This window comes from Staphylococcus sp. HMSC062H10 (genome assembly GCF_001836945.1).
Lineage (GTDB): Bacteria > Bacillota > Bacilli > Staphylococcales > Staphylococcaceae > Staphylococcus > Staphylococcus aureus.
This window is the reverse complement of the sequence record NZ_KV830980.1, coordinates 1-25,818: the sequence shown is the minus strand read 5'-3', so window position 1 is coordinate 25,818 and position 25,818 is coordinate 1. Positions and strand designations below refer to the sequence as shown.

The following is a 25,818-nucleotide window of genomic DNA, read 5'->3' as shown; positions in this document are numbered from 1 at the left end:
TATTAAATGCCTGCAAATAATGCGCTAATATAAATACCTAATGCATATAATAAACCGAAAAATGTATTTGTTTTACCAGCAGCAGCCATTGCTGGCATCATTGTAGGCGGTGTATCATTCTTCTTGAAACGTCTGATAACTTTAACAGGCATTGGGAATGATAACAACGCAAGTAAGTAAAATAATGAGCCACCAGGTTTAATAATGATCGTAAGTACAATAAAGGCATAAGCGATAAAGTACATGATTGCCATAAATGTTAAAGAAGCATTTTTACCTAATAGAATGGGTAAAGTTTTACGACCACTTACTTTATCTTTGACACGGTCGCGAATATTGTTAGCCATATTAATTAAACCGATAGTGATTACTATAGGTACACTTAACCAAATTACATAGCTTTGAATATTGCCAGTTTGAATAAAGAATGCAATAACGATAATAAACATACCCATAAATACGCCTGAGAATAATTCACCGAAAGGCGTCCATGAAATAGGGAAAGGGCCACCTGTATATAGGTAACCAACAGCCATACATACTAATCCAACTGGTAATAACCAAAATGAAGAGTTAGCAGCTAAAAACAAACCTAATATTGCTGCTACGATGTAAAATGCAATGGCTAATCGTAGCACAAGCTCTGGGCTCATACCGTTGCGTACAATGGCACCACCAATGCCTACAGATTCATGATCATCAAGGCCTTTTTTATAATCATAGTATTCGTTAAACATATTAGTTGCTGCTTGAATTAGTAAGCATGCTAGTAACATGGCAATGAATAGGCTGATTTTAATATGATCTTCGCTACCAAGAAAATATATTTTAGATGCTGCTGTACCAACTAAAACGGGTACTACGGAAGCAGTTAATGTATGAGGACGCATTAAATGCCAATATTTCTTAACTGTAGAATATTGCTGATATTGATTACTCATTGAATACAAAACCTCTTTAAATCATATTTTTTATAACAAAGATATTTTAATAGAAAGTAGCATAAAGGTCAATTGACGTGAAAAATTGCAAGATAAGTTTAAGCAATTCTTGTAACACAATTATCCAAAAATGATACAATATAATAATGAGTGAAAAAAGACGAAGAAAGAAGTGAAATGGATGGCTACGGGCGTATTAGAGGACGATATTGTCAAAGAGATATATGACAGCTCAAAGGAATGGGTTTCAGTTGAAGTGAAATTATCACAGTCACTAGACCCGAGCACATTATTTCATCTCACTGACAATGAGGCAGGAGATCGCTTTTATATGCGTTTGAATGATAATCGAACGTCATATTTTGGCTACAAAGCAATTCAATTATTCAAAAATAATTCTAAAAATAAACAATCTATTTTTAAAGACTGGGAAAAATTAAAACATAACATCACATTTATACATCCGCAATCTGAGAAACATCATCTTCGAGTTGTTGGAGGGTTCCAATTTTCAAGTCATAAATCAGATGATGAATGGCGAGAGTTTGGACTAAATCATTTTGTATTACCTGAAGTTTTAATTTCAACTGATAATAATGGGACATTTTTAACTTATACAGTTAAAAGGGAAAGTTTTACTGTTGAGGCATTGAACGATTTAATGGATTTGTTCAACAATATATCGGATATAGATGCGGACGAGCAAATTGGGGTAATTACTAGAAATGAAGATATTTATAAAGATGACTGGCGTCAACTTGTAGTAGAAGCAATAGAATCTATTAATAATGAAGAAAAAATTGTACTAGCACGTAGACGGTTAATAAAGTTCGATAAAGATATCAGTATTCCATATATTCTAAAGCAAGCATATTCTAAAGAAAAAAACAGTTATATATTCTTGTTAGAATCACAAGATTCTATATTCTTTTCACAAACACCTGAACAATTAATAAAGGTCAATAATAAAATACTATCGACTAAAGCTGTAGCAGGTACAATTAAACGTTCACAAGATGAAGACGAAGATACAAAAAATGTTGAAGCATTTTTAAAAGATAATAAAAACTTAACCGAACATCGATTTGTTGTTGACAGTATTTTACATGATATTAAACCTTATATCACTGAATTACATTATGATAAGACGCCTAAAATTCTAAAAAATGATCATTTATATCACTTGTACACTGAAATAAAGGCGCCACTGAAGGATGATTCGTATATTAGTTTAATTGATCATTTACATCCAACACCTGCTTTAGGTGGCTATCCAAAAGAATTTGCAATGGATTTTATTGAGCAGAAAGAATTTGGTACGCGAGGATTATATGGTGCACCGGTTGGCTATATAGATATATACGATGATTGTGAATTTATTGTTGCAATTCGTTCGATGCTTATTAAGAAAGCACAAGCAACATTATTTGCAGGGTGTGGCATTGTTAAAGATTCTGATCCAGATAGTGAATTGGCAGAAACGAACCTTAAGTTCACACCAATGATGAATGCATTAGGAGTCGATATGAATGGGAAATCATAAAGCAGCTTTAACGAAGCAAGTTTTTACATTTGCATCTGAGTTATATGCGTACGGCGTAAGGGAAGTAGTTATAAGTCCAGGATCACGCTCAACGCCACTTGCACTTGCATTTGAAGCACATTCAAATATTAAAACATGGATACACCCCGATGAGCGAAGTGCAGCGTTTTTTGCAGTTGGGTTAATTAAAGGCAGTGAAAGACCTGTCGCTATATTATGTACGTCTGGTACAGCAGCAGCGAATTATACGCCTGCAATTGCTGAAAGCCAAATTAGTAGAATTCCATTAATCGTTTTAACAAGTGACCGTCCGCATGAATTAAGAAGTGTAGGCGCACCACAAGCGATTAATCAAGTAAATATGTTTAATAATTATGTAAGTTATGAGTTCGATATGCCTATTGCGGATGATAGTAAAGAGACTATTGATGCAATTTATTATCAAATGCAAATTGCTAGTCAATATTTATATGGACCACATAAAGGGCCGATTCATTTTAACTTGCCATTTAGAGATCCGTTAACACCTGATTTGAATGCAATAGAATTGTTAACTTCTGAGATGAAGATTTTACCGCACTATCAAAAAAGTATAGATGCATCGGCATTAAGACTCATTTTAAATAAGAAAAAAGGTTTAATTATTGTAGGGGATATGCAGCACCAAGAAGTTGATCAAATACTGACGTATTCAACGATATATGATTTGCCTATTTTAGCTGATCCTTTAAGTCATTTAAGAAAATTTGATCATCCGAATGTGATTAGTACGTATGATTTGTTATTTAGAAGCGGCTTAGACTTAACGGTTGATTTTATTATCCGTGTTGGGAAACCAGTGATTTCTAAAAAGTTGAATCAATGGTTAAAGAAAACTGATGCATTTCAAATATTAGTGCAAAACAATGATAAGATTGATGTCTTTCCAATAGCACCAGATATTTCATATGAGATTTCTGCGAATGATTTCTTTAGGTCATTAATGGAAGACACGACAGTTAATCGCGTAAGTTGGTTAGAAAAATGGCAACGCTTAGAGAAAAAAGGGCGTAAAGAAATTAAATGTTATTTGGAACAAGCTACAGATGAGAGTGCATTCGTTGGTGAATTGATTAAGAAAACATCTGAAAAAGATGCATTATTTATTAGTAATAGTATGCCTATCAGAGATGTAGATAACTTGTTATTGAATAAAAATATAGATGTCTATGCGAATCGTGGTGCGAATGGTATTGATGGTATCGTTTCAACTGCACTGGGTATGGCTGTGCATAAACGAATAACATTATTGATAGGTGATTTGTCATTTTATCATGATATGAATGGACTATTAATGTCAAAATTAAATAATATTCAGATGAATATTGTATTATTGAACAACGATGGTGGCGGTATTTTTTCATATTTACCACAAAAAGAAAGTGCAACCGACTATTTTGAACGGTTGTTTGGCACACCGACGGGATTGGATTTCGAGTATACAGCTAAGTTATATCAATTCGATTTTAAACGTTTTAACAGTGTTTCAGAATTTAAAAATGCTACATTGTTATCTGAAACTTCGACGATTTATGAATTGATAACGAATCGCGAAGATAACTTTAAACAGCATCAAATTTTATATCAGAAATTGAGTGAAATGATTCATGACACATTATAATTACTATGAAGCAAACGTTGAGACCAATCAAGTTTTAGTATTACTGCATGGTTTTCTTAGCGACAGTCGTACTTATCATAATCACATCGATAAATATACTGATATCTGTCATGTCATCACTATAGATTTACCAGGACATGGCGAAGATCAGTCTTCAATGGATGAAACGTGGAATTTTGATTATATTACGACGTTGTTAGATCGAATTTTAGATAAATATAAAGATCAATCGATAACAATGCTTGGTTATTCCATGGGTGGGCGTGTTGCATTATATTATGCAATTAATGGTCACATCCCTATATCTAATTTGATATTAGAAAGTACGTCACCAGGTATTAAAGAAGAAGCAAATCAACTGGAACGTCGTCTTGTTGATGATGCACGTGCTAAAGTATTAGACATAGCAGGTATTGAATTATTTGTTAATGATTGGGAAAAGTTGCCATTATTTCAATCGCAACAAGGTTTACCAGTTGAAATACAACTTCAAATAAGACAACAACGATTGTCTCAATCGCCAAAGAAAATGGCCAAAGCATTAAGAGATTATGGTACAGGTCAAATGCCAAACTTATGGCCGCGCCTGAAAGAAATTAAAGTACCAACATTAATATTAGCTGGAGAATATGATGAAAAATTTGTACAGATTGCGAAAAAAATGGCAAATTTAATTCCTAATAGTAAATGTAAATTAATTTCTGCTACAGGTCATACAATTCATGTGGAAGATAGTGATGAATTTGATACAATGATATTAGGATTTTTAAAGGAGGAGCAAAATGACTAACAGACAATGGGAAACACTTAGAGAATATGATGAAATCAAATATGAATTTTACGAAGGGATTGCTAAGGTAACAATAAATCGCCCTGAAGTACGCAATGCGTTTACACCTAAAACAGTTGCTGAAATGATTGACGCATTTTCACGTGCACGTGATGATCAAAACGTTTCAGTTATCGTATTAACTGGTGAAGGTGATTTAGCATTCTGTTCTGGTGGTGACCAGAAGAAACGTGGACATGGTGGTTATGTAGGTGAAGACCAAATCCCTCGCTTAAATGTATTAGATTTACAGCGTTTAATTCGTATTATTCCAAAACCAGTTATCGCGATGGTAAAAGGTTATGCTGTAGGTGGCGGTAATGTACTAAATGTTGTTTGTGACTTAACGATTGCTGCTGATAATGCTATTTTTGGACAAACTGGTCCTAAAGTAGGTTCATTTGATGCGGGTTATGGTTCAGGATATTTAGCACGTATCGTTGGACATAAGAAAGCACGTGAAATTTGGTACTTATGTCGTCAATACAATGCACAAGAAGCTTTAGATATGGGTCTAGTAAATACAGTGGTACCTTTAGAAAAAGTTGAAGATGAAACTGTGCAATGGTGTAAAGAGATTATGAAACACTCACCAACAGCTTTACGATTCCTTAAAGCAGCTATGAATGCTGACACAGATGGTTTAGCTGGTTTACAACAAATGGCTGGGGATGCAACATTGCTTTATTACACAACTGATGAAGCGAAAGAAGGCCGTGATGCGTTTAAAGAAAAACGTGATCCTGACTTCGATCAATTCCCTAAATTCCCATAAGTTATTTTGAATATGATATTAAGTCACTTGCGTCGTTTATTAGCGACGATAGGTGGCTTTTTTATTTTATAAGAATTTAAAAGGCTTTTTTATTAATTATCATAAAGATAAGATAGTTTGAGAAAAATTAATAGAGAAAGAATAAATGTTAAAGATTATTATTACAATGAAAAAACGAGCTGGTGAGAAATTGAATTCTCGCCAACCCGCTTTATGAAGTGAAATCATTTAAATTAGTTATACTAAGCGCTCATAAACGATTGGGCGCGAAGTGCCAATACCTTGTTTGGATGACGTTTGCATGAGGATATGCTGTGTGTCATCATAATCAAGGATATAAATGATTTCTTCATTATCAATAGATGAAAATTTAATGCGTTGATGTGCCGTATCGATAAAAAGAATATGATATTGATTGTGACTTGTATCATCGCCATGACGTATACAAATTGATTTTTGTAATTGATGATTACTCCAATTACCAATGAATAAATTGATATTGGTTTGTTCTAGATGTGTGAGTTTTGTTGTGTCGTAAACTAAATTTATAAATTGTAGTTGATACATAGTTTTACCTGCCTTTAATCAATATCTATATTACTTTTTAGTAACCTATCATTGAACCATACCAATTATAATCACGATTGAATGATAAATGTAATAGGCTTGAATCTGCATCTTGGATTGATAATTCTGTATCCCAAGGATTCCAGTAAATAAGTTTTTCTTGGTCATTAATTTTAGCATTACCAACAACTGCTAGGGCATGACCTAAATGAGGATCATTAGGGTTTTGAGATACACTTTGTGCAAGAATCATAATACCTACATTATCTTTTGTAAGTTGATCAACTTGATTATATGATGGTACGCCTTCTTGATAATGAATATCTCTGCCTTGTGATTTACCGTATTCAATCATTTGATTAGGGAATGTTGCACAATTAGGAAGGTCTTGCTCACTTACTTCAGGGTATAATGTACGCATTATATCATGTGCATTATAAGTGTCTGTATTTTTAGTTGCATTTAATAATGCTGCCATACTGAATCCTGCACACCATGAGTTATCGAATTGTTGTTCTCTAATTTTGAAATTTTTTAGTGTGTTTTCATATTGAACTTGATCTTCTTGTATCGCTTCGTTTTCTTCAACCTTAGTAGGTGTTACTGTATTTTTTAGCTCTTGCTTTAATTGTGGTGAAACTGTTTTAGCACTTTCTTTTTCTTTGATGTTATTAGCTAGTGGCGTAGCTTTTACTAATCTAACTTTGCCATCTTCTTCAAAATAAAATCCTTTTTCATCAGTAAGAACAGTGATATTTGAATTTTTATCTTTAATTTGGTCTAAATCTTTAGCGATGAAGTTTGAAATTTTAACACTGTAATTCATGTCTTCTTTTGATTTGTTTAAATCATCTTTATTTTTAGGGCTAAGTGTTAAAGTATAAACAATTTTACCGTCTTTTATAACTGGATAATAGTAACTATTATCTTCTTCACCATTAAATTTATAAATTTTAAAAGCTTCGCCAAGTTCATATTTACCAGTTTTTGCATTACTTTGTTTATCTAATGCTTTAGCATAACCAGCAAATTGTTGTTGTGCTAGATCCTTTACTTTTTGAGGTACTTTGTCACTCTTAACATTAATTTCTAGCTGTTTAGAGTGTGAATCGGCTTTGGCTTTATTGTTATTAGCAAATGCGCCTAGTGATAAAATAAGCATTGAAACCATTATAATGCTTATAATATTGAATATTCTAGATTTACATGAACTATTCATATAATACCCTCCATTTAAGTCAAAATATTTTGCGTTGCTAAGTCTTTGCTTCTATTTACTAAATTCAAATTAAGATGAAGTTTATGCAGCGTCAGGGTTGTCTGAATTATTGTTATCGCCATTGTCTGGATTATTAGGGTTGTTAGGTTGGTCTGGGTTGTTAGGATTGTCCGGATTATTAGGGTTGTCTGGATTGTTAGGATTATCAGGGTTGTTAGGGTTGTCATCATTTGCGAAATTGATATCTTCAATATTTTGTTTTAAGAAGTTGCGTACATTTTCATTAATAAATACTGCACCGTTAAATTGATTTGGAACGCCACCCCAATGAATGCCAATGACTTCATTTTTTTCATTAAATACAGGTGAACCTGAGTTACCACCAGTTGTACTTAAATCATATTGCATAGCTTCGCCTTTGAGGTAAGTGATTTTTCCTTTACTTTCCCACATTGTTGCTACAGGTTTATCACCTGGATAACCTGTTACAGTAATATTTTGGTTAACTTGTGTTTCAGCATTATTACTCATTGTGGCTGGTTTAACAACTTCACCAATATGTTTGTTTTGCTCATTAGGGGAGAATTTAACGATTGCTAAATCACCTTCGCCTGAATATTTAGTGATTTGTTCAGCAGTGAAACCACCATTTGGATAATTGTCTTGGTTAATTGCAGAAGGGAAAGCTTTTAAAGCATGAGGATCACCGTGCGTAGCATCTACGACGTGTTTATTTGTTAAAAGTGTATCTTTACCTACAACTACACCAGAAGCAATAAATGTACCAGTAGGTGCTTCAACTTGAATATAAGTAACAGGTGCATAATGACCATTCGTTGTATCTGTGATTTGGTGACGATCGTTATTTGGTAATATAACATTAGCGCGTTCACGTTGTTCTAATGGTTTAAGGTTACCGCCTTTTTGAATCTTAGGTGTTTGCTGTTTGTCTGTCTGCGTTTGTTGTGGATGATTGTCCATAGCTTTTGAAAATAACGCATTTGCTGCTGGAGAACTCACAAGTGTCGCTGTTGTCAAAGTTGCAACGAATAAAGAACTAACTTTTAAAAATTTACCTTTTATCTAAAAACCTCCAAAAAAATTATTTACAAGTTAAATATAACACTAAAAATTTTTAAGTCAATAATAATATATAAATAAATTAAAAAGTTTTTGTAAAGATTAGAGTTTACAAAAACATTAATGGAATTAAAATTGAATTGTATTATACTTTATTAGATTGAGTTAAATTGATAAGGTTGTCAATTGTTTGCATTTATCTAAAAGAATAAATAAGAAAGGAATTGAGAACGAAGGGAAAGTATTTGTTTATAATAATAAATAGTAACGTTTGAATAATAATTGTTTGGCCAAAGGTAGATTAATATGAATGGTGATATATTATTTGAGTGCTTAAGTTTCGAAGAACAATTTTAAGTTAGCATATTACAAGCTTTTGATAGAATCATTTAAAGGAGGGAAAATGTCCTTGAAGTATGTACGCTCACTTTAGAGTATTATTTAAAACTTATAGAATATAAAAAACTGAACGTACTATGAATTTCGTTCACGACGTCCAGTTCAACATATCATTTTTATTTAGTATTTAAATATTTAGCAAGTCTCTTCATACCTTCTTTTAAAACATCCATTTCATAAGCATAGGAAATCCTCACAAATCCTTTACCGAATTCTGTAAAGGATGAGCCTGGCACGATTGCTAAATGTGTTGATTCAAGTAAATCGACACAAAATTCGAAATCGTCATCGGTGATATGTTTAATACTTGGGAAAATATAAAACGCGCCTTCAGGTTGAGCGGTAATCTCAAATCCTAATTTAGTTAATTCGGATACTAAATAATTTTTTCGTTCTACATAAGCTTCGTTCATATATTTAGGAGCTTCTACGCCTTCATTCAACGCTGTTATACATGCTATTTGAGCTGGAACATTGGCACAAATACAATTATAGGCGTGCATAAATGTTAATTTATCAATCAAATATTGAGGTCCTAATAGAAAACCAATTCTTATTCCGGTTGCTGAGTGTGATTTACTTAAACCACCAATTAATATTAATTGATCACGAATGTCTTCAAATTCAGCGAAGGATACATGTTTACCACTAAATGTATTTTCAGCATAAATCTCATCGCTAATAATAAATATCGGATATTTTTTTAATACATTTACGATATTTAAAACTTCATTTCTTTTTAAAACTACGCCAGTTGGATTAGTTGGATAATTTAACAAGACAGCTTTTGTCTTTGGAGAAATATGACTTTCTAACGCATCAGGTGTAATTTTGAATTGTGTTGCTGTTGTATCAATATAAATTGGTTTACCACCTAGTACTTCGATGAGTGGTATGTAGCCTGCATAAATTGGTCCCGGTATTATAATTTCATCTCCAGGCTCAATGATAGAACGTAACGTTGTGTCTATTGCTTCACTTGCTCCATTTGTCACAATAATTTCTTCAGGATCATAGGAAAAATGATAACGATTTTTGAAGTATTGACTAATTGCTTCGCGAGTTTCAAATAAGCCTTTATTGTGAGAGTATGATGTCTTGTCATTGTTAATAGCATCTATATATGCCTTTTTCACAACATCAGGCATAGGGAAGTCTGGTTGGCCAATAGTTAAATTAACACAATCATCCAAATTATTCATACGATTTGAAAATTGGCGAATACTTGGTGCTCTTAAATATTTAGAATTAGAATTTAAAGAAAGTTTCATTTGTGACACCTCAAATATAAATCAAATATTGTCTAAAAATTTAGAAATTAATAATATCATAACATACTTTTAAAGCAAAAAAGGGTAAATTACTTAAGCTTTATTTGAAAAACGAAAAATGTCTAAATACACTATAGTAACTACTTTTCAAAATGAATGAAGTGGTTACAGTTAATGTACTTAGACATTATATAATTATGAGTCTTTAAACTGTGATGGTCTTTGTAAATTAATTATTGGATTTGTCCATTTACAAACAAAGTTTGTAGATAATACATATACGATGATTACAGATATACTTAATAAATAAAGATACGTCATTAAAGATATAGGATTATCGAATGGGTACCATTCAAATCCTCTAACAATGCCAATAATTAAACCATGTAATAAATATACGTATAGCGTACGACTACCAATATAAGTATATAATTTTTTCTTTGTTGACATTAAATTTAGAAACGCAGTCATTGCGATTAATATAATTCCATATAATATAAGTCGTTTAAAAGGACTGAATACACTCTGTCCTTCATTTTCAAGTGAAGTATATGGTGAACTTCCTAATAACCAATCTGCATTGATAGGATGAATCACGTAAATGATAAAAAACAAAATAAAGGTAATGATAGATACTGGTATTAGTTTTTTATTTTTAAAAATAGCCGTATGTTTTTTGGTGAAAATGTAACCTAGGTAAAATATTGGGAAAAATACGATTGTCCTTGAAATGCTTAAGTAGCTATCGATGTTATCTGAAAAACCTGCTCCAATAGATATAATAATTGAAACTGATAGCACTTTATAAGGATTAAATCTTCTAACTATTACTAAAATGACATGAAAGAAAAATAGCGTGATCAAAAACCATAACGCAAATACTGGGTTAAAAGGATCAAGTTGTAATTCGTCACTTTTACCTGTTAAGAAATAGTATATTGAAAAGAATGCAAAAAATATCATATAAGGTACTATCAAGCGTTTTGAAATTTTTTCTAAATAGTATGGTTTATCAATATTTTTCGCGAAATAACCAGATATAAACAAAAATGTTGGCATATGGAAACTATAAATAACTAGGTATAATGCTGATAAATATTTATCGCCACTAGTGTAGGGTTGTAACATATGTCCAAATACGACTAATAATATTAAAATTGCTCTTGCATTGTCAAAAAAATAATCTCTCTCTTTTAATGAAGTCATATTTTATCTCCTTTATGTCCATAAGACTCTTACTAATTTATTATATTTTGTATTAGTTATGCAACAAATTTGTCTATTGTGTCGAATAGTATTGTAAAAATTATAAAAAAAGCATATAATATTATAAATAATATGTAGTGGAGTAGAACAACATGTATAAACAACTTGAAAAACTTATTACACTGACTAACAATGACTTAAACTTAGTGAATAGAAGATTTGGACAACGCACGGATATCACCTCTGAACAGCTAGAACTTCTCCGTATTTTATTTAATTACGATCGCTTATCACAGTATGATTTGACGATGAAGATTAGCAGGGAACAATCTATAGTTTCAAGGTGGATTAAGAAATTAGTTTTGAAAGGGTACATCACAAGTCAACAATCTAGCGAAGATTTAAGATGTAAAGAATTAATTTTGACTGATCAAGCACGTACATTGATTTCACAAATAAATAATGCACGTTGCGAATTGATTGAAGCAAGATGTCAATGTTTATCGGAAGTCGAATTAGACAATTTAAATCAATTACTTGATAAGTTAAATCAACGACGCATTTCATTGTAACACGGCAATAGCAAACACATAATTTAGTGTCATTGTGCACACAACAAAAATTGAATCATGAATTACAAGCAAAAGTAGCGGTGATTGTTAAAATTGATGGTAAACAATCACCGCTATTTTTGCTTGTGTATGTATAAAAAAGGGATCAAAGGTCATCCCCCATGATTGATAGTGGGGGGATGACTTTTGATCCTATGTTCATGTTGCTTATTTATATTGTGGGATGTCGAAGTATTTGCCGACTTCGCCAATTTTATCATAGTAGCCTTTGATGATTTTAGCATTGATGTTAGCCCAATCTACATCTGTAGCATATTGGTGTGTTCCTGGATGTGCAGGATTCCATCTCATTTTGTAAAGTGTATTTTGACCAGCTTTAACATATGAGTTGCCGATGAATTTAGCACCACCAACGATTGCTTTTGATACTGTGTCCCAACCAGCTTGTTTAGCATATTTAATACCTTCACGTAAAGGATCGTTATCATATGCAGCAATACCAAATACGTTATGGTATTTCGTGTTTGAGTTAGTTACAACTTTGTTGTTCACTACATCTGCACCTTTTGCTAATTGAGAAGTACCGTTACCTGTTTCTAATAGGGCATGTGAGATAAGATAAACTTCATTAATGCCATACATTTGAGCAGCTTTGTTAAATGCAGCACCTTGGTTTTCTAATACACCTTTACCTTTTAAGAATTGATTAATTTTATCAATAGAAATATTTTGTGGTTGGTCTAAGCGTAAGAATTGATATTTTAATGCTGGATCTTGAGCTAAACGTTTCGTATCCATTGCATGCTTAACATCATTAAAGTTAGCATCTGTCCACTTACCTGGTACACGTTGTACTTGTGGTTTATATTGTAAACCAGCTTGTATTTGAGCAACTTGGTTTAATGTCATACCTGTTTGATTATACTTAATTAATTCTTTAGCTAAATCAGTTGATTTAATCCATGCTAATTTACCGTTAGATAATTTACCATAGTACCAAGTTTGTCCATTAATGACTTGTTCTTTAACAACTGAGAATGGTTGTTCATTAAATGCTTTTAATGAGTATTTAGCTGTATCAGAATTTGGTGTTACATAGTAATAACCATTACCATTTTTAATTACATAAGTGTAGTTATAATCTTTGGCAGCTGATGTAGTTGGTTTAACAGCAGTTGGTGCAGTTAAATCTTTTGCATTTACCCAACCAGTGCGGTTATTAATAGTACCGTATAAATAAACATCTTTGCCTACAGATACTTGTTTCGCTGCATTAAATGTACCTTGAGCAATGTTATTGCCTGTTAAAATGACTTGGTTTTTAGTACCCCAAGGAACCATTGATAAGCCGTTATTTGATTTATTAACAGTATATTTTTGAGTTGTTTTAACTTCTTTGCCTAAGTTTTGAACATTTAAGTCTTTAACATTGAACCAACCTAATGGAATATTATGACTTGTATTATTTAATAATACGTATGTTTCATTACCATGTGCACGTTCTTTTGTTACATAGAATGTACGATCCGCATATTTCGCACCGCTTTTCGCTGTTTTTTCATAAACAGAAGCACGAATACCAGTGTTGTTTGGTTTAACTTGAGCAATTTTGCTAACTGTTTGAGTCGTTTGTGGTTTAGTAACAGCATAAGCTTTTACAGCAGTTTTTGGTTGTGCTACAGCTTTTTTAGGTGCAGCAGGTACAGCTAAATATGCTTTACTTATCCAACCAGATTTACCATTTACAGTTCCATATAAATAGATAGATTTATCAATTTGTTGTTGCTTAGTCGCTTTAAAAGTTTGGTTACCTGTACCAGATACCGCACCAGCTTCTTGTTTATAAGTACCCCAAGGTACTGAATATAATTTAGTGCCTGGTTTTACTGTATATGTTTGCATTACATTTACAGGTGATTTTGCATTGTTATAAATAACATCACCTTGTTTAACCCAACCAATTAATGTTGGACTATTGTAATCTTTAACTAAGTAGAATTTGTTGCCACCTAGACTTGCTTCTTTTGTTACTGCAAATGTTTTTTGAACTTCTTTTGTTGGCTTACCAGTTTTGTCATAAACTGTAGTGAATAAGCCATTGTTTTTAGCATTAATTTGAGCAACGCCATTTAATGCTGAGACTGTTAATTTATTATTTGTTGTCGGCGTTGATGGCTTAGGTGTTGGTGCAGGCGTAGGTTTAGCAGTATCAACTAAATATGCTTTACTTACCCAACCAGATTTACCATTCACAGAGCCATATAAATAAATAGATTTATCAATTTGTTGTTGCTTTGAAGCCTTAAATGTTTGGTTTCCAGAGCCAGACACGCTGCCAGCAACTTGTTTAGATGTACCCCAAGGTACTGTATAAAGTTTCGTACCAGGTTTGATTGAATAGGATTGATTTACATTTACAGGTGATTTAGCTGTGTTGTAAACCACATCGCCTTCTTTAACCCAACCAAATTTATTACCAGAATTGTAATCTTGTACAAGATAGAATTTTTGATTACCTAATGTAGCTGTTTTAGATACAGCAAATGTTTTTTGAACTTCATTAGTTGCTTTACCAGTTTTGTCGTAAACAGTAGTATATAAGCCACTATTTGTCGGTTTAATTTGAGCAACACCATTATTAGCAGCAACAGTTAATTTACCAGTTGATGGTGTCGACGGTGTTGATGGTTTTGATGGTGTAGTAGGGGTAGTTGTAGATTGTGTGCCCCAAGGCGCAACTTTCCCCATTTTAATTAAATATTTTTCATTAATTAAGTCATATAGTTGATCATAACTATAATTATGACTTCTTAAATATCCATGTGGATCGGCATGGTCCGTACCACCTAAATATTTACTTACAGCGTAGTGAGTCCATACTGTACCTTTTCCATCATATTCAGCACTATCAGGTTTTAAACCATAATATTGCAATTGTGTAGCTGCATAGTCAGCATAGTTATTCATTGAACGTGCAAATGAAGCATAATCGTGTGTATGAACGATTTCAACATTGATGAATCTAGGGTTACCGACTGCACCGACACCCCAAGATAAGTAATCGGTTGGTGCTGTTTCGATTATACGATCCCCATCAACAAATGCATGAACGAATGCGTTTTGATAGTTGTTTTTCATATAACTAATTTCACCATTTATCGTCGAACGATCATTAGCTGTATCATGAACTACGATACCTTCAGGACGCCCAACACCGTTACGGTATGCGTATTTAGGGAAGTAAGATGTATAATCTTCTTCAATCTTAGGTGCTTTTAAATTATTTTTACGAATGTAATCGTTAATTGAAGAGTTTACTTGTGGTTTATATTTTGGCAAACTCGTTTTTGGTGCTGCAGCGGCTGATCTTGGTTGTGCTGAAGCACTAAAAGTAGTTACTTTTGGTGTAGCTTCAGTTTTAGCTTTAGGTGCAACAGGTGTTGCATTTGGTGCTGCGGCTTTATATTGCGTTTCAAGAGCAGCAGGTTTAGCAGCTGATTTAATTAATTCTGGATTAATTTGATTTTCTGAATTATCATCTTCATCATCAACTAAACTATATCCAGCACTTGTAACATTATTGTTCGTTTTAGGTGCTGTAGTGTTTGTTGACTTTGTAACAGGTTTCGCATTATTTGATGTAGTTGATTGAGTCACACGAGTGTCACCATTTACTTGTGTAGTATCAACCTTTTGATTTGCTTGAGCATTGCCTGTTTTATTCGCTGCTTTTGGTTGGACAATAGCAGGGTCTTGATATACTTGAGTGCCAGAAATGTTTTGCGTTGGATTTTTTACCTCAGCTTTTGCTTGTTCAGTAGTTGCTTTAACTTTATTACTATCTAAAACGTTTTTATTAGTAGTTTGATCTTGTGTCGTCTCAGCTGCTTGAACTTGATGTGCAGTGACTGCTGAACCTACAAGCGTTAATGCAACCATTGATGGTAGTTTGTAATTAAATTTTTTCGCCATTCTATTTATTACTCCTAACATTTATTAATTATTAATCTCATTATAGTACCTGTTTTATACACCTGTGCGTATTTAACCAATTTGTAATATACTCTTAATTTATATTTTCACTGTAAAAAAATGAAAAAAATTTTGAATCTCAATGGTGACGTGATAAATCAAATAGAATTGATGTCAATTTAAGAATTGGTTTATTACAAATGTTTCTAAAATAGATACAACTTTTTTTAATTAAGCGAGGTCAACTTTTTTGTCATTTCAATATGCTCGATGCCTTCCTCAAGAAATATATTACCTCTCATTTTAAAATTTAAACTTTCATAGAATGGGATTGCATGACATTGGGCATTCATAGTAGCTACGTAAAAACCTTCATCTTTAGCTAATGATTCTACAGCTTGCATAAGCATTCTACCTATGCCTTGTCCGCGATGTGATTTTATCACAGCCACTCGTTCTATTTTGACAGTTGTTTCATTGATAGGGCGTATACGAGCTGTGGCAACTGGCTGTTCATTATCATATCCAATGAGGTGAATAGATTCAGATTCATATTCATCAATTTCACTTTCCTCTGGGACGCCTTGTTCTTCTACAAACACTTTCTTTCTTATATAGAAGCAATCTTCTAACATCTCTTGATTGTTTACTTTTGAAAACATAAAATTCCTCCATATCCTAACAAAATCATTTACATTTAATTTACTAATAATAACATAGAATAACGATTGCTATTTTCCACAAAAATAATTAGATATAAAAAAGCTATAAAGATGATTCACAGGAATCATCTTTATAGCTAGATAGAGTGTATTTTTTATAATGCTTCTTTTCTAATAATTGCTGTATATTGCCAAAAGATTCGCATTTGAGCAATATTCCAATTATTCATTCCCATTGTAAACCCAGAAGGTTTAAAGATGTTCACATCAGTTACTTCTAAAGCTGCTGCGACTAAATATTGTAATGGAATACTAAGTGATTTCATCGTTTCAGTAATGCCATTTTCATCATATACCCATGAAAATGGAAGTTCTGATTTGAAAACATCAACACTATTGAAAATTTCAGGTAGGGCTAAAATATAACATGCACCATCTACAATAGGATTGTCGATACTATTTTTGTAATAAATTAGGAGTGCTTCATAGTTTTCACGATGCTCATGATTAACGTAAAAAAATTCACTTCTAAAATGAGCCATATCTTGGCTATGAATAATTTGTTGTTCTAACATATTAAACATCCCATTTATATTTGCAATCTTTTCGTATGTTTTTCTACTCATGTATGATGCTCCTTTCATAAATAGTAAATGTTAATCGTCATATAATATTAGTTTACAACACCATTTTGGTTATTTGAAGCTTGTGGCGTTTGTTGAGTGCCACCTTGATTTTGATTTAAGTTTTGATCTGTAGCAGGTTGTTGTTGATTATTGACGCTATTGTTGTTATTACTATTATTACTGTCATCAGTATTATTCGAAGATTTATCTTTATCAGTGGTATCGTTTTGTTCTTTTCTTAATAAACTACTATCTAAAGGTGTTAAAGGTATGAGAGAACCATAATGATTAATGACACGTTGATCTAAGAAATCATTTTTATCATTAATAGGTGATAATTCTAAGTCTTTACGAAGTAAGTTTGCATATTTTTGAATGCTTTCTACACTTGGATGATAATAGTAAATACCATTTAACATATCATCTTTACCTTTTAATTGCGCAGTTTTAATTTCAACATCATTTGTTAAGTACATTTTTGCTAAAGCTTTAATTTCAGAGTTAGTTAAATTATGCTTTGCATTTTTACCTACAATTTGAATCACGTTATCAAGTTTATCAATAGAATCAACTTCCTGTGCTTTTTGGAATAAAATCTTAATTAATTCCATTTGTCGTTGACCACGTTTCAAGTCTGAGTCATGATGTCTAGTTCTAGCAACTGCAAGAGCTTCATCCCCATTTAATTTTTGGTACCCTTTTTTAATTTTAATCTTACCAGTATCATCTGTATTTGGCTCATTTAAATCATATGGTACATCATAGTATATACCACCAAGTTCATTTACAGCTTCTACAAATGCCTTCATATTAACGCGTACATAGTAATCAACGGGAACATTCATCGTTGCTTCAACAGAGTCCATTGCTGCAATTGGACCACCATATGCATGTGCATGGGTAATCTTATCGTAATAGCCGACTTTAGGAATGTAGCTGATTGTATCACGAGGAATACTAAGCATTCGAATTTGGTGTTTAGATTGATTAAAAGTAGTTAAAATCATAGCATCTGATCTAGAGTGTTCAGCATCTTGGCCTTTTTTTCTTCTTCCATCATTATCATCGATACCTAAGAAAAGGATAGAGATAGGTTGTTCTTCAGGATTGACTTTATTGTCTCGTAAATTTGATTGACGATTAGCATTTTTACTATCTTGAGAAGATTCAAATGCATCTTGAGACGTTTTAAAAAGTAACGTAGCGAAGACAATTGGAACAACAATAAGAACCAATGCTAGAAGGATCAAAAAGTATTTTAAAAATTTATTCATGATTGATGCTCCTATATTAAATTTTTGTTAAATCATAATCATAATTTTAAAATATAATTAGTTGAACGATATTTATACAACTTCATTACTAATACATTATAGCCTTAAATTGTAGTACTTTATAGTAAAAAATACAAATGTTATGTCAAAGTTCCTTGTAATTTGAATGTTTTGTCAAAATCAAAAAGCATTTTTAAAAATATAATGCGACTTTTGTATGATGTCTTAAAAAAATTAAAGGGGTAATATAAATTTGAGTGATTTATACAATGTGATAAGGTATAATTAAATTTTTTGTAATAAGAACTTATATGACGAAAATATTACTAAGTAGTATAACGCATAAGTGGGTGACAGATAAAATTGTAAGTGATATTATAACGAAGTTAAGGTTATTGTTTTAATTATTTAATTTGAATACAATGAGAGGCTATTAGCGAATGAAATTTAATAAAGTGAAATTGGTTATACATGCATGCGTGCTTTTATTCATCATTATCTCTATAGGATTAGTTTTTCATCGATTACAAACGAAAACGAACTCTATAGAACCTATACATAAGGAAACAAAATTATCGGATAATGCGAAATATTTGATTGATCGTAATAAAGGCAAAGGTGAACCATCGAAATTAAAGGAAGTATACAATAGTAAAGATCCAAAGTATAAGAAGATTGACCGGTATTTACAAAATTCATTATTTAATGGTTCTGTAGCGATATATGAAAATGGCAAATTGAAAATGAGTAAGGGCTATGGTTATCAAGATTTTGAAAAAGGAATTAAAAATACACCAAATACGATGTTTCTAATTGGTTCAGCTCAAAAATTTTCAACAGGATTACTGTTAAAACAGTTAGAAGAAGAACATAAAATTAATATTAATGATCCAGTAAGCAAATATATTCCATGGTTTAAAACATCTAAGCCCATTCCTTTAAAAGACTTGATGCTGCATCAAAGTGGATTATATAAATATAAATCTTCAAAAGACTATAAGAACTTAGATCAAGCAGTGAGAGCAATTCAAAAGCGTGGCATTGATCCTAAGAAATACAAAAAGCATATGTATAATGATGGGAATTATTTAGTGCTAGCTAAAGTTATCGAAGAAGTTACCGGCAAATCATATGCCGAAAATTACTATACAAAAATAGGGGATCCATTAAAACTTCAGCATTCAGCATTTTATGATGAAAAATCATTTAGAAAATATTTAGCAAAAGGTTATTCTTATAATAGTACAGGACTTTCTTTCTTGAAGCCTAATGTTTTAGAACAATATTATGGTGCAGGTAATATATATATGACACCAACAGATATGGGTAAATTAATTACTCAAATTCAACAATATAAGTTATTCAGTCCTAAAATAACCAACCCATTATTACATGAGTTTGGTACGAAACAGTATCCTGATGAGTATCGATATGGTTTTTATGTTAAACCAACATTAAATCGTTTAAATGGTGGATTCTTCGGACAAGTATTTACAGTTTACTACAATGATAAATATATAGTAGTACTTGCATTAAATGTTAAAGGGAATAACGAAGTTCGAATCAAACATATATATAATGATATTTTAAAACAAAATAAACCTTACAATACGAAGGGTGTTGTCATTCAATAATTAATATAGAAGATATAACATGTACATGGCATTAAGGCATCGACCTTATCTGACCAGTATACAAGTTATATCTTCTTTTTTATAGTGGTAAAAAGTTTAAAGTATAAGGTTGAAGTAGTAGGGTGATAAATTTGCGTTAAGTTAAAAAGATATAAACAATTGATGTAAATGTCAATATAAAAATGTGCATAAATGATTGTATAAGAATGTATTAATTGAATTGATAATATTGATCGTCCTATAAGATATAGAAGGGGACTTAACCATTTGAAAATTGAAGGATAATAAAAACCAGCTAACAAAAGTGTTAGCTGGTTAAACTTTACATTATTAAAATGTTGTTTATAAGTGTGAAGAGTGACCGCCTTGCATAACCCAATATGTTCCGACAACGAAACAAAGTGTGATTACAAGAGCAAAGATAACTTTGAATGTTTGTAAACGTCCATCTTTACCTTCAGTTAAATGCATGAACATTAATAATTGAAGTCCAGCTTGGATGAATGCAAAGCCAAAGATAATTGTCAACTTCGCGTGGAATGTTAATGACGTGTATAGTGTTACGTAAACTGCTAAAAGCGTTAATACGATAGATGCGATAAATCCTACAGTATGTTTCATAATTGTACTCATCCGCTATACACCATCCCTATCATATATACGGCAGTAAAGATGAAAACCCAAACAACATCTAAGAAGTGCCAGTATAAACTTACTATAAATAATTTTGGCGCATTATATTTGTCTAATCCGCGTCGTTGGATTTGGATTAATAAACAAATGGCCCAAACGATACCTAAAGTTACGTGACAACCATGTGTTCCTAATAGGATGAAGAAACTAGACCAGTAAGAACCAATTGTTGGGTTAACGCCTTCTGATGCATAGTGTGCGAATTCATAAATTTCGAATCCTACAAAGACTAAACCTAAAAGTAACGTAATGATCATCCAAAACATCATTAACTTTTGTTTTTCTTGGCGCATGTAGTAAATAGCAATACCACATGTGTAAGAACTGAATAATAATGCAAACGTCATTATTAAAACAAGAGGCAATTCAAATAACTCAGTAGTCATTTTTCCTGCATAATCGCCACCATGTTGCAAAGTTAATAGTGTCGCAAATAGGGTACCGAATAACGCAAATTCGGCTGTAATGAAAATCCAAAAGCCAAGCTTATTTAATTCGCCTTCATGTGTGCGTGAATCAATAGTGTTTGTATCATGACTCATGACTTACAGCCTCCCTTTCTTTAATACGCGCTTCTCTTAATCTAGCTTCAGTTTCAGCAACTTCAGCAGCAGGGATATGATATCCGTGATCGATTTGGAAACTGCTATAAATCATAGTACCAAAAATACCGAATAAACAAATTAATGCTGGAATTACAGTTTCGAAAATTAAGAAGAAACCGCCGATAGTCATAAAGATACCAATCCAGAATCCAACAGGAGTATTGTTTGGCATATGAATGTCTTTGTAATTATGGTTGTCTAAGTAATGACGACCATGTTCTTTCATATCAACAAATGTGTCGTAGTCATTCCAATCTGGTGTAATGGCAAAGTTGTATTTAGGTGGAATTGCTGATGCAGTAGTCCACTCTAAAGTACGACCAAGGCCATCCCAGTTATCTCCAGTTGCTTCACGTGGAGATTTGAAGTGACTGTATACGATACTAACAACAAGGAATAAGAATCCGATTGCCATTAATAATGCACCGATAGTTGAAATTAAGTTTAATAAGAACCAACCATCTGATGGCATATAAGTGTATAAACGACGTGGCATACCATCTAATCCAAGTATGAATTGTGGTAAGAAACAAACGTTAAATCCGATCATGAAGAACCAGAAGCACCATTTGTTTAATGTTTCGTTTAATTTGTAACCCATCATCTTTGGATACCAGAAGATTAAACCAGCTAAGCAGGCAAATACAACACCAGTAACCAATGTATAGTGGAAGTGAGCTACTAAGAAGTACGTATTGTGATATTGATAGTCAGCAGATGCCATTGCTAACATTACACCCGTAACACCACCTAAAAGGAAGTTAGGGATAAATGCTAATGAGAATAACATTGGTGACTCAAATGTAATACGTCCTTTATATAATGTTAATAACCAGTTAAACAATTTCACACCAGTTGGAATACCAATCAGCATTGTTGAAATTGAGAAGAATGAGTTGATTAACGCACCATTACCCATTGTGAAGAAATGGTGAACCCAAACTAAGAAACTAAGGAACGCGATACCGGCAGTTGCCCATACCATACTTTGATGTCCGAATAAACGCTTACGAGCGAATGTCGGAATAATTTCTGAGTAAATACCAAATGCTGGAAGGATAACGATATAAACTTCAGGGTGCCCCCATACCCAGAAGAAGTTAGCCCAAAGCATTGGCATACCACCATGTGCAACTGTGAAGAATGCTGTGTCAAATATTCTATCAGTTGTCATTAATGCTAACGCTACTGTTAAAGGAGGGAAAGCAAGAATAACAATTAATGTAGTAATAAATGTTGTTACTGTAAACATTGGCATTTGCATAAACTTCATAGTTGGTGTTTTACATCTTAAAATTGTAACAAAGAAGTTGATACCTGTAGCTAAGGTACCAAGCCCTGAAATTTGTATAGCTATTAAGTAATAGTTAACACCCGGACCAGGACTGAATTCACCTGCTAGTGGCGCATAGTTTGTCCAACCAGCTGCTGGTGAACCACCAATAATAAATGACAGGTTGAATAAAATCATACCTACAAAGAATAGCCAGAAACTTACGTTGTTTAATACTGGGAATGCAACATCACGTGCTCCAATTTGTAATGGAACAACGATATTCCATAAACCAAAGATAAATGGCATTGCCATGAAGATAATCATGATTACACCATGTGTACTAAAAATTTCGTTATAGTGGTTAGATTCTAAAAATTTGTTATCAGGTACTGTTAATTGCGCACGAATAAGTAACGCATCAATACCACCACGGACGAACATTAATACGGCACAGATTAAATACATAATACCGATTTTCTTATGGTCTACAGATGTGAACCATTCTTTGTAAAGATATTTCCATAATTTAAAGTAAGTAATTACTGCGATTAAACCAATAACTAAGAATGGGGCACCAATTTGTGCCATTGTAATCATCCAGTTACCTTTAACTAGTAATTGATCCCATGGAAAATTCATTAATGTCCACCTCCATGATCATCATTGTCTTGATCTTGCGCATCTTTTGAAATTTTCTTCATTTCTTTCGCATTTTTCGATTCATCTTTCTTGAACTCATTGTTATATGGTTCGTCATTTCCAAGAATCATCAATTTCATACCATGTCGTTTATAGTTCGCATTTGTAATTTGAGCTTTACGAGCAGGTATTAATGGTTTGTCTGATACATCTTTAAACATATTTTCTTCACTAGTGAAGTTTGGATCTTTCAATTCGAAATTGAAACGTTTATATGCATAGAAGATGTATTCTGGATCGGCTGCTGGATCAACAAACGCCATATGTGTACCATTAAATTCTAAAGCTTTATTAGGTGTGCTTGGTAATAATTGTTTATCAAATGTATCTTGATCTAACGTTTTCTTACCTTTAACTTCTTTCACCCATTTGTCGTAGTCTTTTTGACTAACGGCATTTACTTTAAATGTTTGACGTGAGAATCCTTCACCATTGAAGTTAGAGTTACGACCTCTGAACGTACCAGTTTGAGATGCTTCTAACGTCCAATTCATTGTCATGCCAGTCATGGCATATTTTTGACCACCTAATTGTGGAATCCAGAAACTTGTCATTGTATCCATAGCTTGAAGCTTAAATACAACAGGACGATCTTTAGGGATTGTTAATGTATTAACAGTCTCTATATGTTCATCTGGATAAGCAAAGAACCATTTGTATCCTGCACTTACTGCATATACAACCATTGGATCTTTCTCACTCTTCGGTGGTTTTTCGTAATCGTATAAAGTTTTAACTGTAGGAATAGCTAAAGCAGCAACGATTATGATAGGTATTACAAACCATATTGTTTCAATGATGGCATTATGGTGCATCTTACCAGATTCGGCATTCTTATTATAACTATACTTGTAAATAAAAATGGCGAACATGCCAAGTACAACGAAACAAATAACAAGCATGAAGACGATTGAATAAAGAATCAAGAACTTCTGACTACTTGCTACTGGCCCTTTTGCGTTGAAAATTTCTATATTTGAACAACCACTAAGTAAAATTAGTGTGCCAAATAATAGAAGCAAAGACTTAAATTTTGACACTTTTTTGACCTCCTAATACTACAAATGTAGGGCTTAACATTAATTTTAAGTTATTACACAATATTTACAAGGGCTTATGGGAAAAAAATTAATAAAATTGTATCAAAAATGTTGATAAATCAAGGTGTGACGTGGGTTCACACATTTGTTAAAATTATGTGTACATTTTGTGACTAATAGTGTTTTTGAAAAAATTGCTTCATATTTAAAAGGGAAGTTGAGAATAGCTTTCAATTAAAGGCTAATTGAATGAAAATAAAAAAAGTTTGAAATTGTCTAATAAATTGAAAGTGATGGCTAGTTCATTGAAAGGAAGCGCAAACATTTTAATAAGGAATTTGCCAAAAGTAATTTATCGTTAAACAATGAAAAGTGGAAATTTGTTTGTTCAAAATCAAAACATTCTTTTAAAAAGAGCAGTTAAGTTTTAATAATTTGATAGGTAGTCCTTTGGTATACAGAAAAAATACAATATTTGGGTTAAAGTTGCAGATGAAGTTGGAATAACAAATAAAATGGTAGCAAAACATGTACGTTTGCTACCATTTTATTTGCAGTATAGTGATGAGGGCTATTTAACCTCAATATACCTAGTGGAAATTTTAATTGCACCATCTGAATCAGTGACATGATATTTAATTTGATATTTACCAGATTTAGATGTATCAATTTGGCCATCGACTTTAATTTTATCGGTTAAATCTCCATCTTCTTTATCAAATGCACTTATGCCGTTTAGAAGGTTATAATCTTGACCTTTCTTAATAACGATATCATTAGCGCCTTTAATTTGTGGTGTAGTATTCGTCGTTGCATCTGCATTTAAATTTGGTGTTACTAGTGTAGCAGAAACACCGAGGGCTGATAATGACTGTAATAGTTTATTCATAATGTAACCTCCGAATGATAAGTCATTTCTGAGTTAGCTTTACTATACCTTAATTTATATTATTTACACATCATACTATAGTCCTAATCTTACCCTATAAAGAATGAAATTTAAATATAAATTTATAAATAATGAGGAAATAATTATTATTTTGAAAATCTGCCACAATTGTAAAATTAATAATTCAAGGATAATTTGAAATCAAATATAACTTTATTCGACAGTTTGAACTTAAATTGTTGTGCATCATAACAATAAGAAAAGGGAGGCAATAATGATAAAGAACCACTAATGATTTATTATGTAGTAGTATTTTATCATTAGTCACAGCTTCTGTGTTGGGGCCTCGCCGACTTGCATTGTCTGTAGAAATTGGGAATCCAATT

Annotated in this window: 24 protein-coding genes; 9 read left to right on the top strand and 15 right to left on the bottom strand. The window is 32.3% G+C overall.

Going from position 1 to position 25,818, the window contains the following annotated elements:
* Positions 1-2 precede the first annotated feature (2 nt).
* On the bottom strand, positions 3-941 hold the full coding sequence (locus HMPREF2658_RS07655) for a 1,4-dihydroxy-2-naphthoate polyprenyltransferase (protein WP_000070974.1): 939 nt from the start codon (positions 939-941) through the stop codon (positions 3-5).
* A gap of 150 nt (positions 942-1,091) precedes the next feature.
* Here HMPREF2658_RS07655 and HMPREF2658_RS14865 point away from each other — a divergent pair, with 150 nt between their 5' ends.
* From HMPREF2658_RS14865 to menB, 5 genes are read left to right on the top strand one after another with little or no spacing between them, the layout of a single operon-like run.
* Positions 1,092-1,169, top strand: a complete 78-nt coding sequence (locus HMPREF2658_RS14865) for a hypothetical protein (RefSeq protein ID WP_072357920.1) — start codon at positions 1,092-1,094, stop codon at positions 1,167-1,169.
* On the top strand, positions 1,150-2,484 hold the full coding sequence (locus tag HMPREF2658_RS07650; protein WP_223200611.1) for an isochorismate synthase: 1,335 nt from the start codon (positions 1,150-1,152) through the stop codon (positions 2,482-2,484). Before HMPREF2658_RS14865 ends, HMPREF2658_RS07650 begins: the two co-directional genes overlap by 20 nt.
* Complete coding sequence (menD, locus tag HMPREF2658_RS07645; protein ID WP_000526699.1) at positions 2,471-4,144, top strand: 2-succinyl-5-enolpyruvyl-6-hydroxy-3-cyclohexene-1-carboxylic-acid synthase; 1,674 nt, start codon at positions 2,471-2,473, stop codon at positions 4,142-4,144. Before HMPREF2658_RS07650 ends, menD begins: the two co-directional genes overlap by 14 nt.
* Positions 4,131-4,934, top strand: coding sequence for a 2-succinyl-6-hydroxy-2,4-cyclohexadiene-1-carboxylate synthase (menH, locus tag HMPREF2658_RS07640; RefSeq protein WP_000150216.1), 804 nt, complete (start codon positions 4,131-4,133; stop codon positions 4,932-4,934). The genes menD and menH overlap by 14 nt, the downstream gene beginning before the upstream one ends.
* Positions 4,927-5,748 (top strand): 1,4-dihydroxy-2-naphthoyl-CoA synthase, encoded by an 822-nt coding sequence (gene menB / locus HMPREF2658_RS07635; protein WP_000184947.1) that lies wholly within the window; start codon positions 4,927-4,929, stop codon positions 5,746-5,748. Before menH ends, menB begins: the two co-directional genes overlap by 8 nt.
* Before the next feature lie 237 nt (positions 5,749-5,985).
* Here the strand turns inward: menB and sspC are convergent, their stop codons facing one another.
* The 5 genes from sspC to HMPREF2658_RS07610 form a co-directional block, all read right to left on the bottom strand.
* Positions 5,986-6,315, bottom strand: coding sequence for a staphostatin B (gene sspC / locus HMPREF2658_RS07630; protein WP_000284457.1), 330 nt, complete (start codon positions 6,313-6,315; stop codon positions 5,986-5,988).
* A gap of 37 nt (positions 6,316-6,352) precedes the next feature.
* The gene (sspB, locus tag HMPREF2658_RS07625) at positions 6,353-7,534 is read right to left on the bottom strand and encodes a cysteine protease staphopain B (protein ID WP_001088772.1); all 1,182 of its coding nucleotides are present in this window, start codon (positions 7,532-7,534) and stop codon (positions 6,353-6,355) included.
* An 81-nt stretch (positions 7,535-7,615) separates the two neighbouring features.
* Positions 7,616-8,617, bottom strand: coding sequence for a Glu-specific serine endopeptidase SspA (gene sspA / locus HMPREF2658_RS07620; RefSeq protein ID WP_070854306.1), 1,002 nt, complete (start codon positions 8,615-8,617; stop codon positions 7,616-7,618).
* Positions 8,618-9,129: 512 nt separating this feature from the next.
* Complete coding sequence (locus tag HMPREF2658_RS07615) at positions 9,130-10,284, bottom strand: aminotransferase class I/II-fold pyridoxal phosphate-dependent enzyme (RefSeq protein ID WP_000777573.1); 1,155 nt, start codon at positions 10,282-10,284, stop codon at positions 9,130-9,132.
* Positions 10,285-10,479: 195 nt separating this feature from the next.
* Positions 10,480-11,490 carry an acyltransferase family protein gene (locus HMPREF2658_RS07610; RefSeq protein ID WP_000202437.1) on the bottom strand — a complete coding sequence of 337 codons (1,011 nt, stop codon included), beginning with the start codon at positions 11,488-11,490 and terminating at the stop codon, positions 10,480-10,482.
* 152 nt (positions 11,491-11,642) lie between these two features.
* Here HMPREF2658_RS07610 and HMPREF2658_RS07605 point away from each other — a divergent pair, with 152 nt between their 5' ends.
* On the top strand, positions 11,643-12,062 hold the full coding sequence (locus tag HMPREF2658_RS07605) for a MarR family transcriptional regulator (RefSeq protein ID WP_000278015.1): 420 nt from the start codon (positions 11,643-11,645) through the stop codon (positions 12,060-12,062).
* Positions 12,063-12,088: 26 nt separating this feature from the next.
* A complete protein-coding gene (locus HMPREF2658_RS07600; RefSeq protein ID WP_001788579.1) occupies positions 12,089-12,199 on the top strand; it encodes a hypothetical protein in 111 nt (36 codons plus the stop codon).
* 70 nt (positions 12,200-12,269) lie between these two features.
* On the opposite strand, the gene atl is transcribed toward HMPREF2658_RS07600, so the two are convergent.
* The 4 genes from atl to HMPREF2658_RS07580 form a co-directional block, all read right to left on the bottom strand.
* Positions 12,270-16,034 carry a bifunctional autolysin gene (atl, locus tag HMPREF2658_RS07595; RefSeq protein ID WP_001074512.1) on the bottom strand — a complete coding sequence of 1,255 codons (3,765 nt, stop codon included), beginning with the start codon at positions 16,032-16,034 and terminating at the stop codon, positions 12,270-12,272.
* A 227-nt stretch (positions 16,035-16,261) separates the two neighbouring features.
* Positions 16,262-16,696 (bottom strand): GNAT family N-acetyltransferase, encoded by a 435-nt coding sequence (locus tag HMPREF2658_RS07590; protein WP_000491979.1) that lies wholly within the window; start codon positions 16,694-16,696, stop codon positions 16,262-16,264.
* Between the two features lie 155 nt (positions 16,697-16,851).
* Positions 16,852-17,322 (bottom strand): osmotic stress response protein, encoded by a 471-nt coding sequence (locus HMPREF2658_RS07585; protein ID WP_000088434.1) that lies wholly within the window; start codon positions 17,320-17,322, stop codon positions 16,852-16,854.
* Between the two features lie 47 nt (positions 17,323-17,369).
* Complete coding sequence (locus HMPREF2658_RS07580) at positions 17,370-18,596, bottom strand: polyisoprenyl-teichoic acid--peptidoglycan teichoic acid transferase (protein ID WP_001031977.1); 1,227 nt, start codon at positions 18,594-18,596, stop codon at positions 17,370-17,372.
* Positions 18,597-19,036: 440 nt separating this feature from the next.
* Here HMPREF2658_RS07580 and fmtA point away from each other — a divergent pair, with 440 nt between their 5' ends.
* Positions 19,037-20,230, top strand: a complete 1,194-nt coding sequence (fmtA, locus tag HMPREF2658_RS07575; protein ID WP_000671252.1) for a teichoic acid D-Ala esterase FmtA — start codon at positions 19,037-19,039, stop codon at positions 20,228-20,230.
* Between the two features lie 342 nt (positions 20,231-20,572).
* On the opposite strand, the gene qoxD is transcribed toward fmtA, so the two are convergent.
* Genes qoxD through qoxA form a run of 4 tightly spaced genes read right to left on the bottom strand, consistent with a single transcriptional unit; the run spans position 20,573 to position 24,543 of the window.
* On the bottom strand, positions 20,573-20,851 hold the full coding sequence (gene qoxD / locus HMPREF2658_RS07570) for a cytochrome aa3 quinol oxidase subunit IV (protein ID WP_001794576.1): 279 nt from the start codon (positions 20,849-20,851) through the stop codon (positions 20,573-20,575).
* Positions 20,852-20,859: 8 nt separating this feature from the next.
* Positions 20,860-21,465: a cytochrome aa3 quinol oxidase subunit III gene (qoxC, locus tag HMPREF2658_RS07565; protein WP_000017738.1), complete on the bottom strand. Its 606-nt coding sequence runs from the start codon at positions 21,463-21,465 to the stop codon at positions 20,860-20,862.
* Positions 21,455-23,443, bottom strand: coding sequence for a cytochrome aa3 quinol oxidase subunit I (gene qoxB, locus HMPREF2658_RS07560; protein ID WP_070854304.1), 1,989 nt, complete (start codon positions 23,441-23,443; stop codon positions 21,455-21,457). The genes qoxC and qoxB overlap by 11 nt, the downstream gene beginning before the upstream one ends.
* A complete protein-coding gene (qoxA, locus tag HMPREF2658_RS07555; protein ID WP_000032836.1) occupies positions 23,443-24,543 on the bottom strand; it encodes a cytochrome aa3 quinol oxidase subunit II in 1,101 nt (366 codons plus the stop codon). The genes qoxB and qoxA overlap by 1 nt, the downstream gene beginning before the upstream one ends.
* A gap of 304 nt (positions 24,544-24,847) precedes the next feature.
* Between qoxA and HMPREF2658_RS07550 the strand changes: the two genes are divergently transcribed.
* Positions 24,848-24,967: a hypothetical protein gene (locus tag HMPREF2658_RS07550; RefSeq protein ID WP_031785462.1), complete on the top strand. Its 120-nt coding sequence runs from the start codon at positions 24,848-24,850 to the stop codon at positions 24,965-24,967.
* Positions 24,968-25,114: 147 nt separating this feature from the next.
* Here the strand turns inward: HMPREF2658_RS07550 and HMPREF2658_RS07545 are convergent, their stop codons facing one another.
* Positions 25,115-25,432: a DUF5011 domain-containing protein gene (locus tag HMPREF2658_RS07545; protein WP_001037831.1), complete on the bottom strand. Its 318-nt coding sequence runs from the start codon at positions 25,430-25,432 to the stop codon at positions 25,115-25,117.
* Positions 25,433-25,818 lie beyond the last annotated feature (386 nt).

Coding starts and splice junctions, on each gene's coding strand:
- HMPREF2658_RS07655 (WP_000070974.1), bottom strand. CDS start 941: ATGAGTAATCAATATCAGCAATATTCTACAGTTAAGAAATATTGGCAT.
- menD (WP_000526699.1), top strand. CDS start 2,471: ATGGGAAATCATAAAGCAGCTTTAACGAAGCAAGTTTTTACATTTGCA.
- menH (WP_000150216.1), top strand. CDS start 4,131: ATGACACATTATAATTACTATGAAGCAAACGTTGAGACCAATCAAGTT.
- menB (WP_000184947.1), top strand. CDS start 4,927: ATGACTAACAGACAATGGGAAACACTTAGAGAATATGATGAAATCAAA.
- sspC (WP_000284457.1), bottom strand. CDS start 6,315: ATGTATCAACTACAATTTATAAATTTAGTTTACGACACAACAAAACTC.
- sspB (WP_001088772.1), bottom strand. CDS start 7,534: ATGAATAGTTCATGTAAATCTAGAATATTCAATATTATAAGCATTATA.
- HMPREF2658_RS07615 (WP_000777573.1), bottom strand. CDS start 10,284: ATGAAACTTTCTTTAAATTCTAATTCTAAATATTTAAGAGCACCAAGT.
- HMPREF2658_RS07610 (WP_000202437.1), bottom strand. CDS start 11,490: ATGACTTCATTAAAAGAGAGAGATTATTTTTTTGACAATGCAAGAGCA.
- HMPREF2658_RS07605 (WP_000278015.1), top strand. CDS start 11,643: ATGTATAAACAACTTGAAAAACTTATTACACTGACTAACAATGACTTA.
- atl (WP_001074512.1), bottom strand. CDS start 16,034: ATGGCGAAAAAATTTAATTACAAACTACCATCAATGGTTGCATTAACG.
- HMPREF2658_RS07590 (WP_000491979.1), bottom strand. CDS start 16,696: ATGTTTTCAAAAGTAAACAATCAAGAGATGTTAGAAGATTGCTTCTAT.
- HMPREF2658_RS07585 (WP_000088434.1), bottom strand. CDS start 17,322: ATGAGTAGAAAAACATACGAAAAGATTGCAAATATAAATGGGATGTTT.
- HMPREF2658_RS07580 (WP_001031977.1), bottom strand. CDS start 18,596: ATGAATAAATTTTTAAAATACTTTTTGATCCTTCTAGCATTGGTTCTT.
- fmtA (WP_000671252.1), top strand. CDS start 19,037: ATGAAATTTAATAAAGTGAAATTGGTTATACATGCATGCGTGCTTTTA.
- qoxD (WP_001794576.1), bottom strand. CDS start 20,851: ATGAAACATACTGTAGGATTTATCGCATCTATCGTATTAACGCTTTTA.
- qoxC (WP_000017738.1), bottom strand. CDS start 21,465: ATGAGTCATGATACAAACACTATTGATTCACGCACACATGAAGGCGAA.
- qoxB (WP_070854304.1), bottom strand. CDS start 23,443: ATGAATTTTCCATGGGATCAATTACTAGTTAAAGGTAACTGGATGATT.
- HMPREF2658_RS07545 (WP_001037831.1), bottom strand. CDS start 25,432: ATGAATAAACTATTACAGTCATTATCAGCCCTCGGTGTTTCTGCTACA.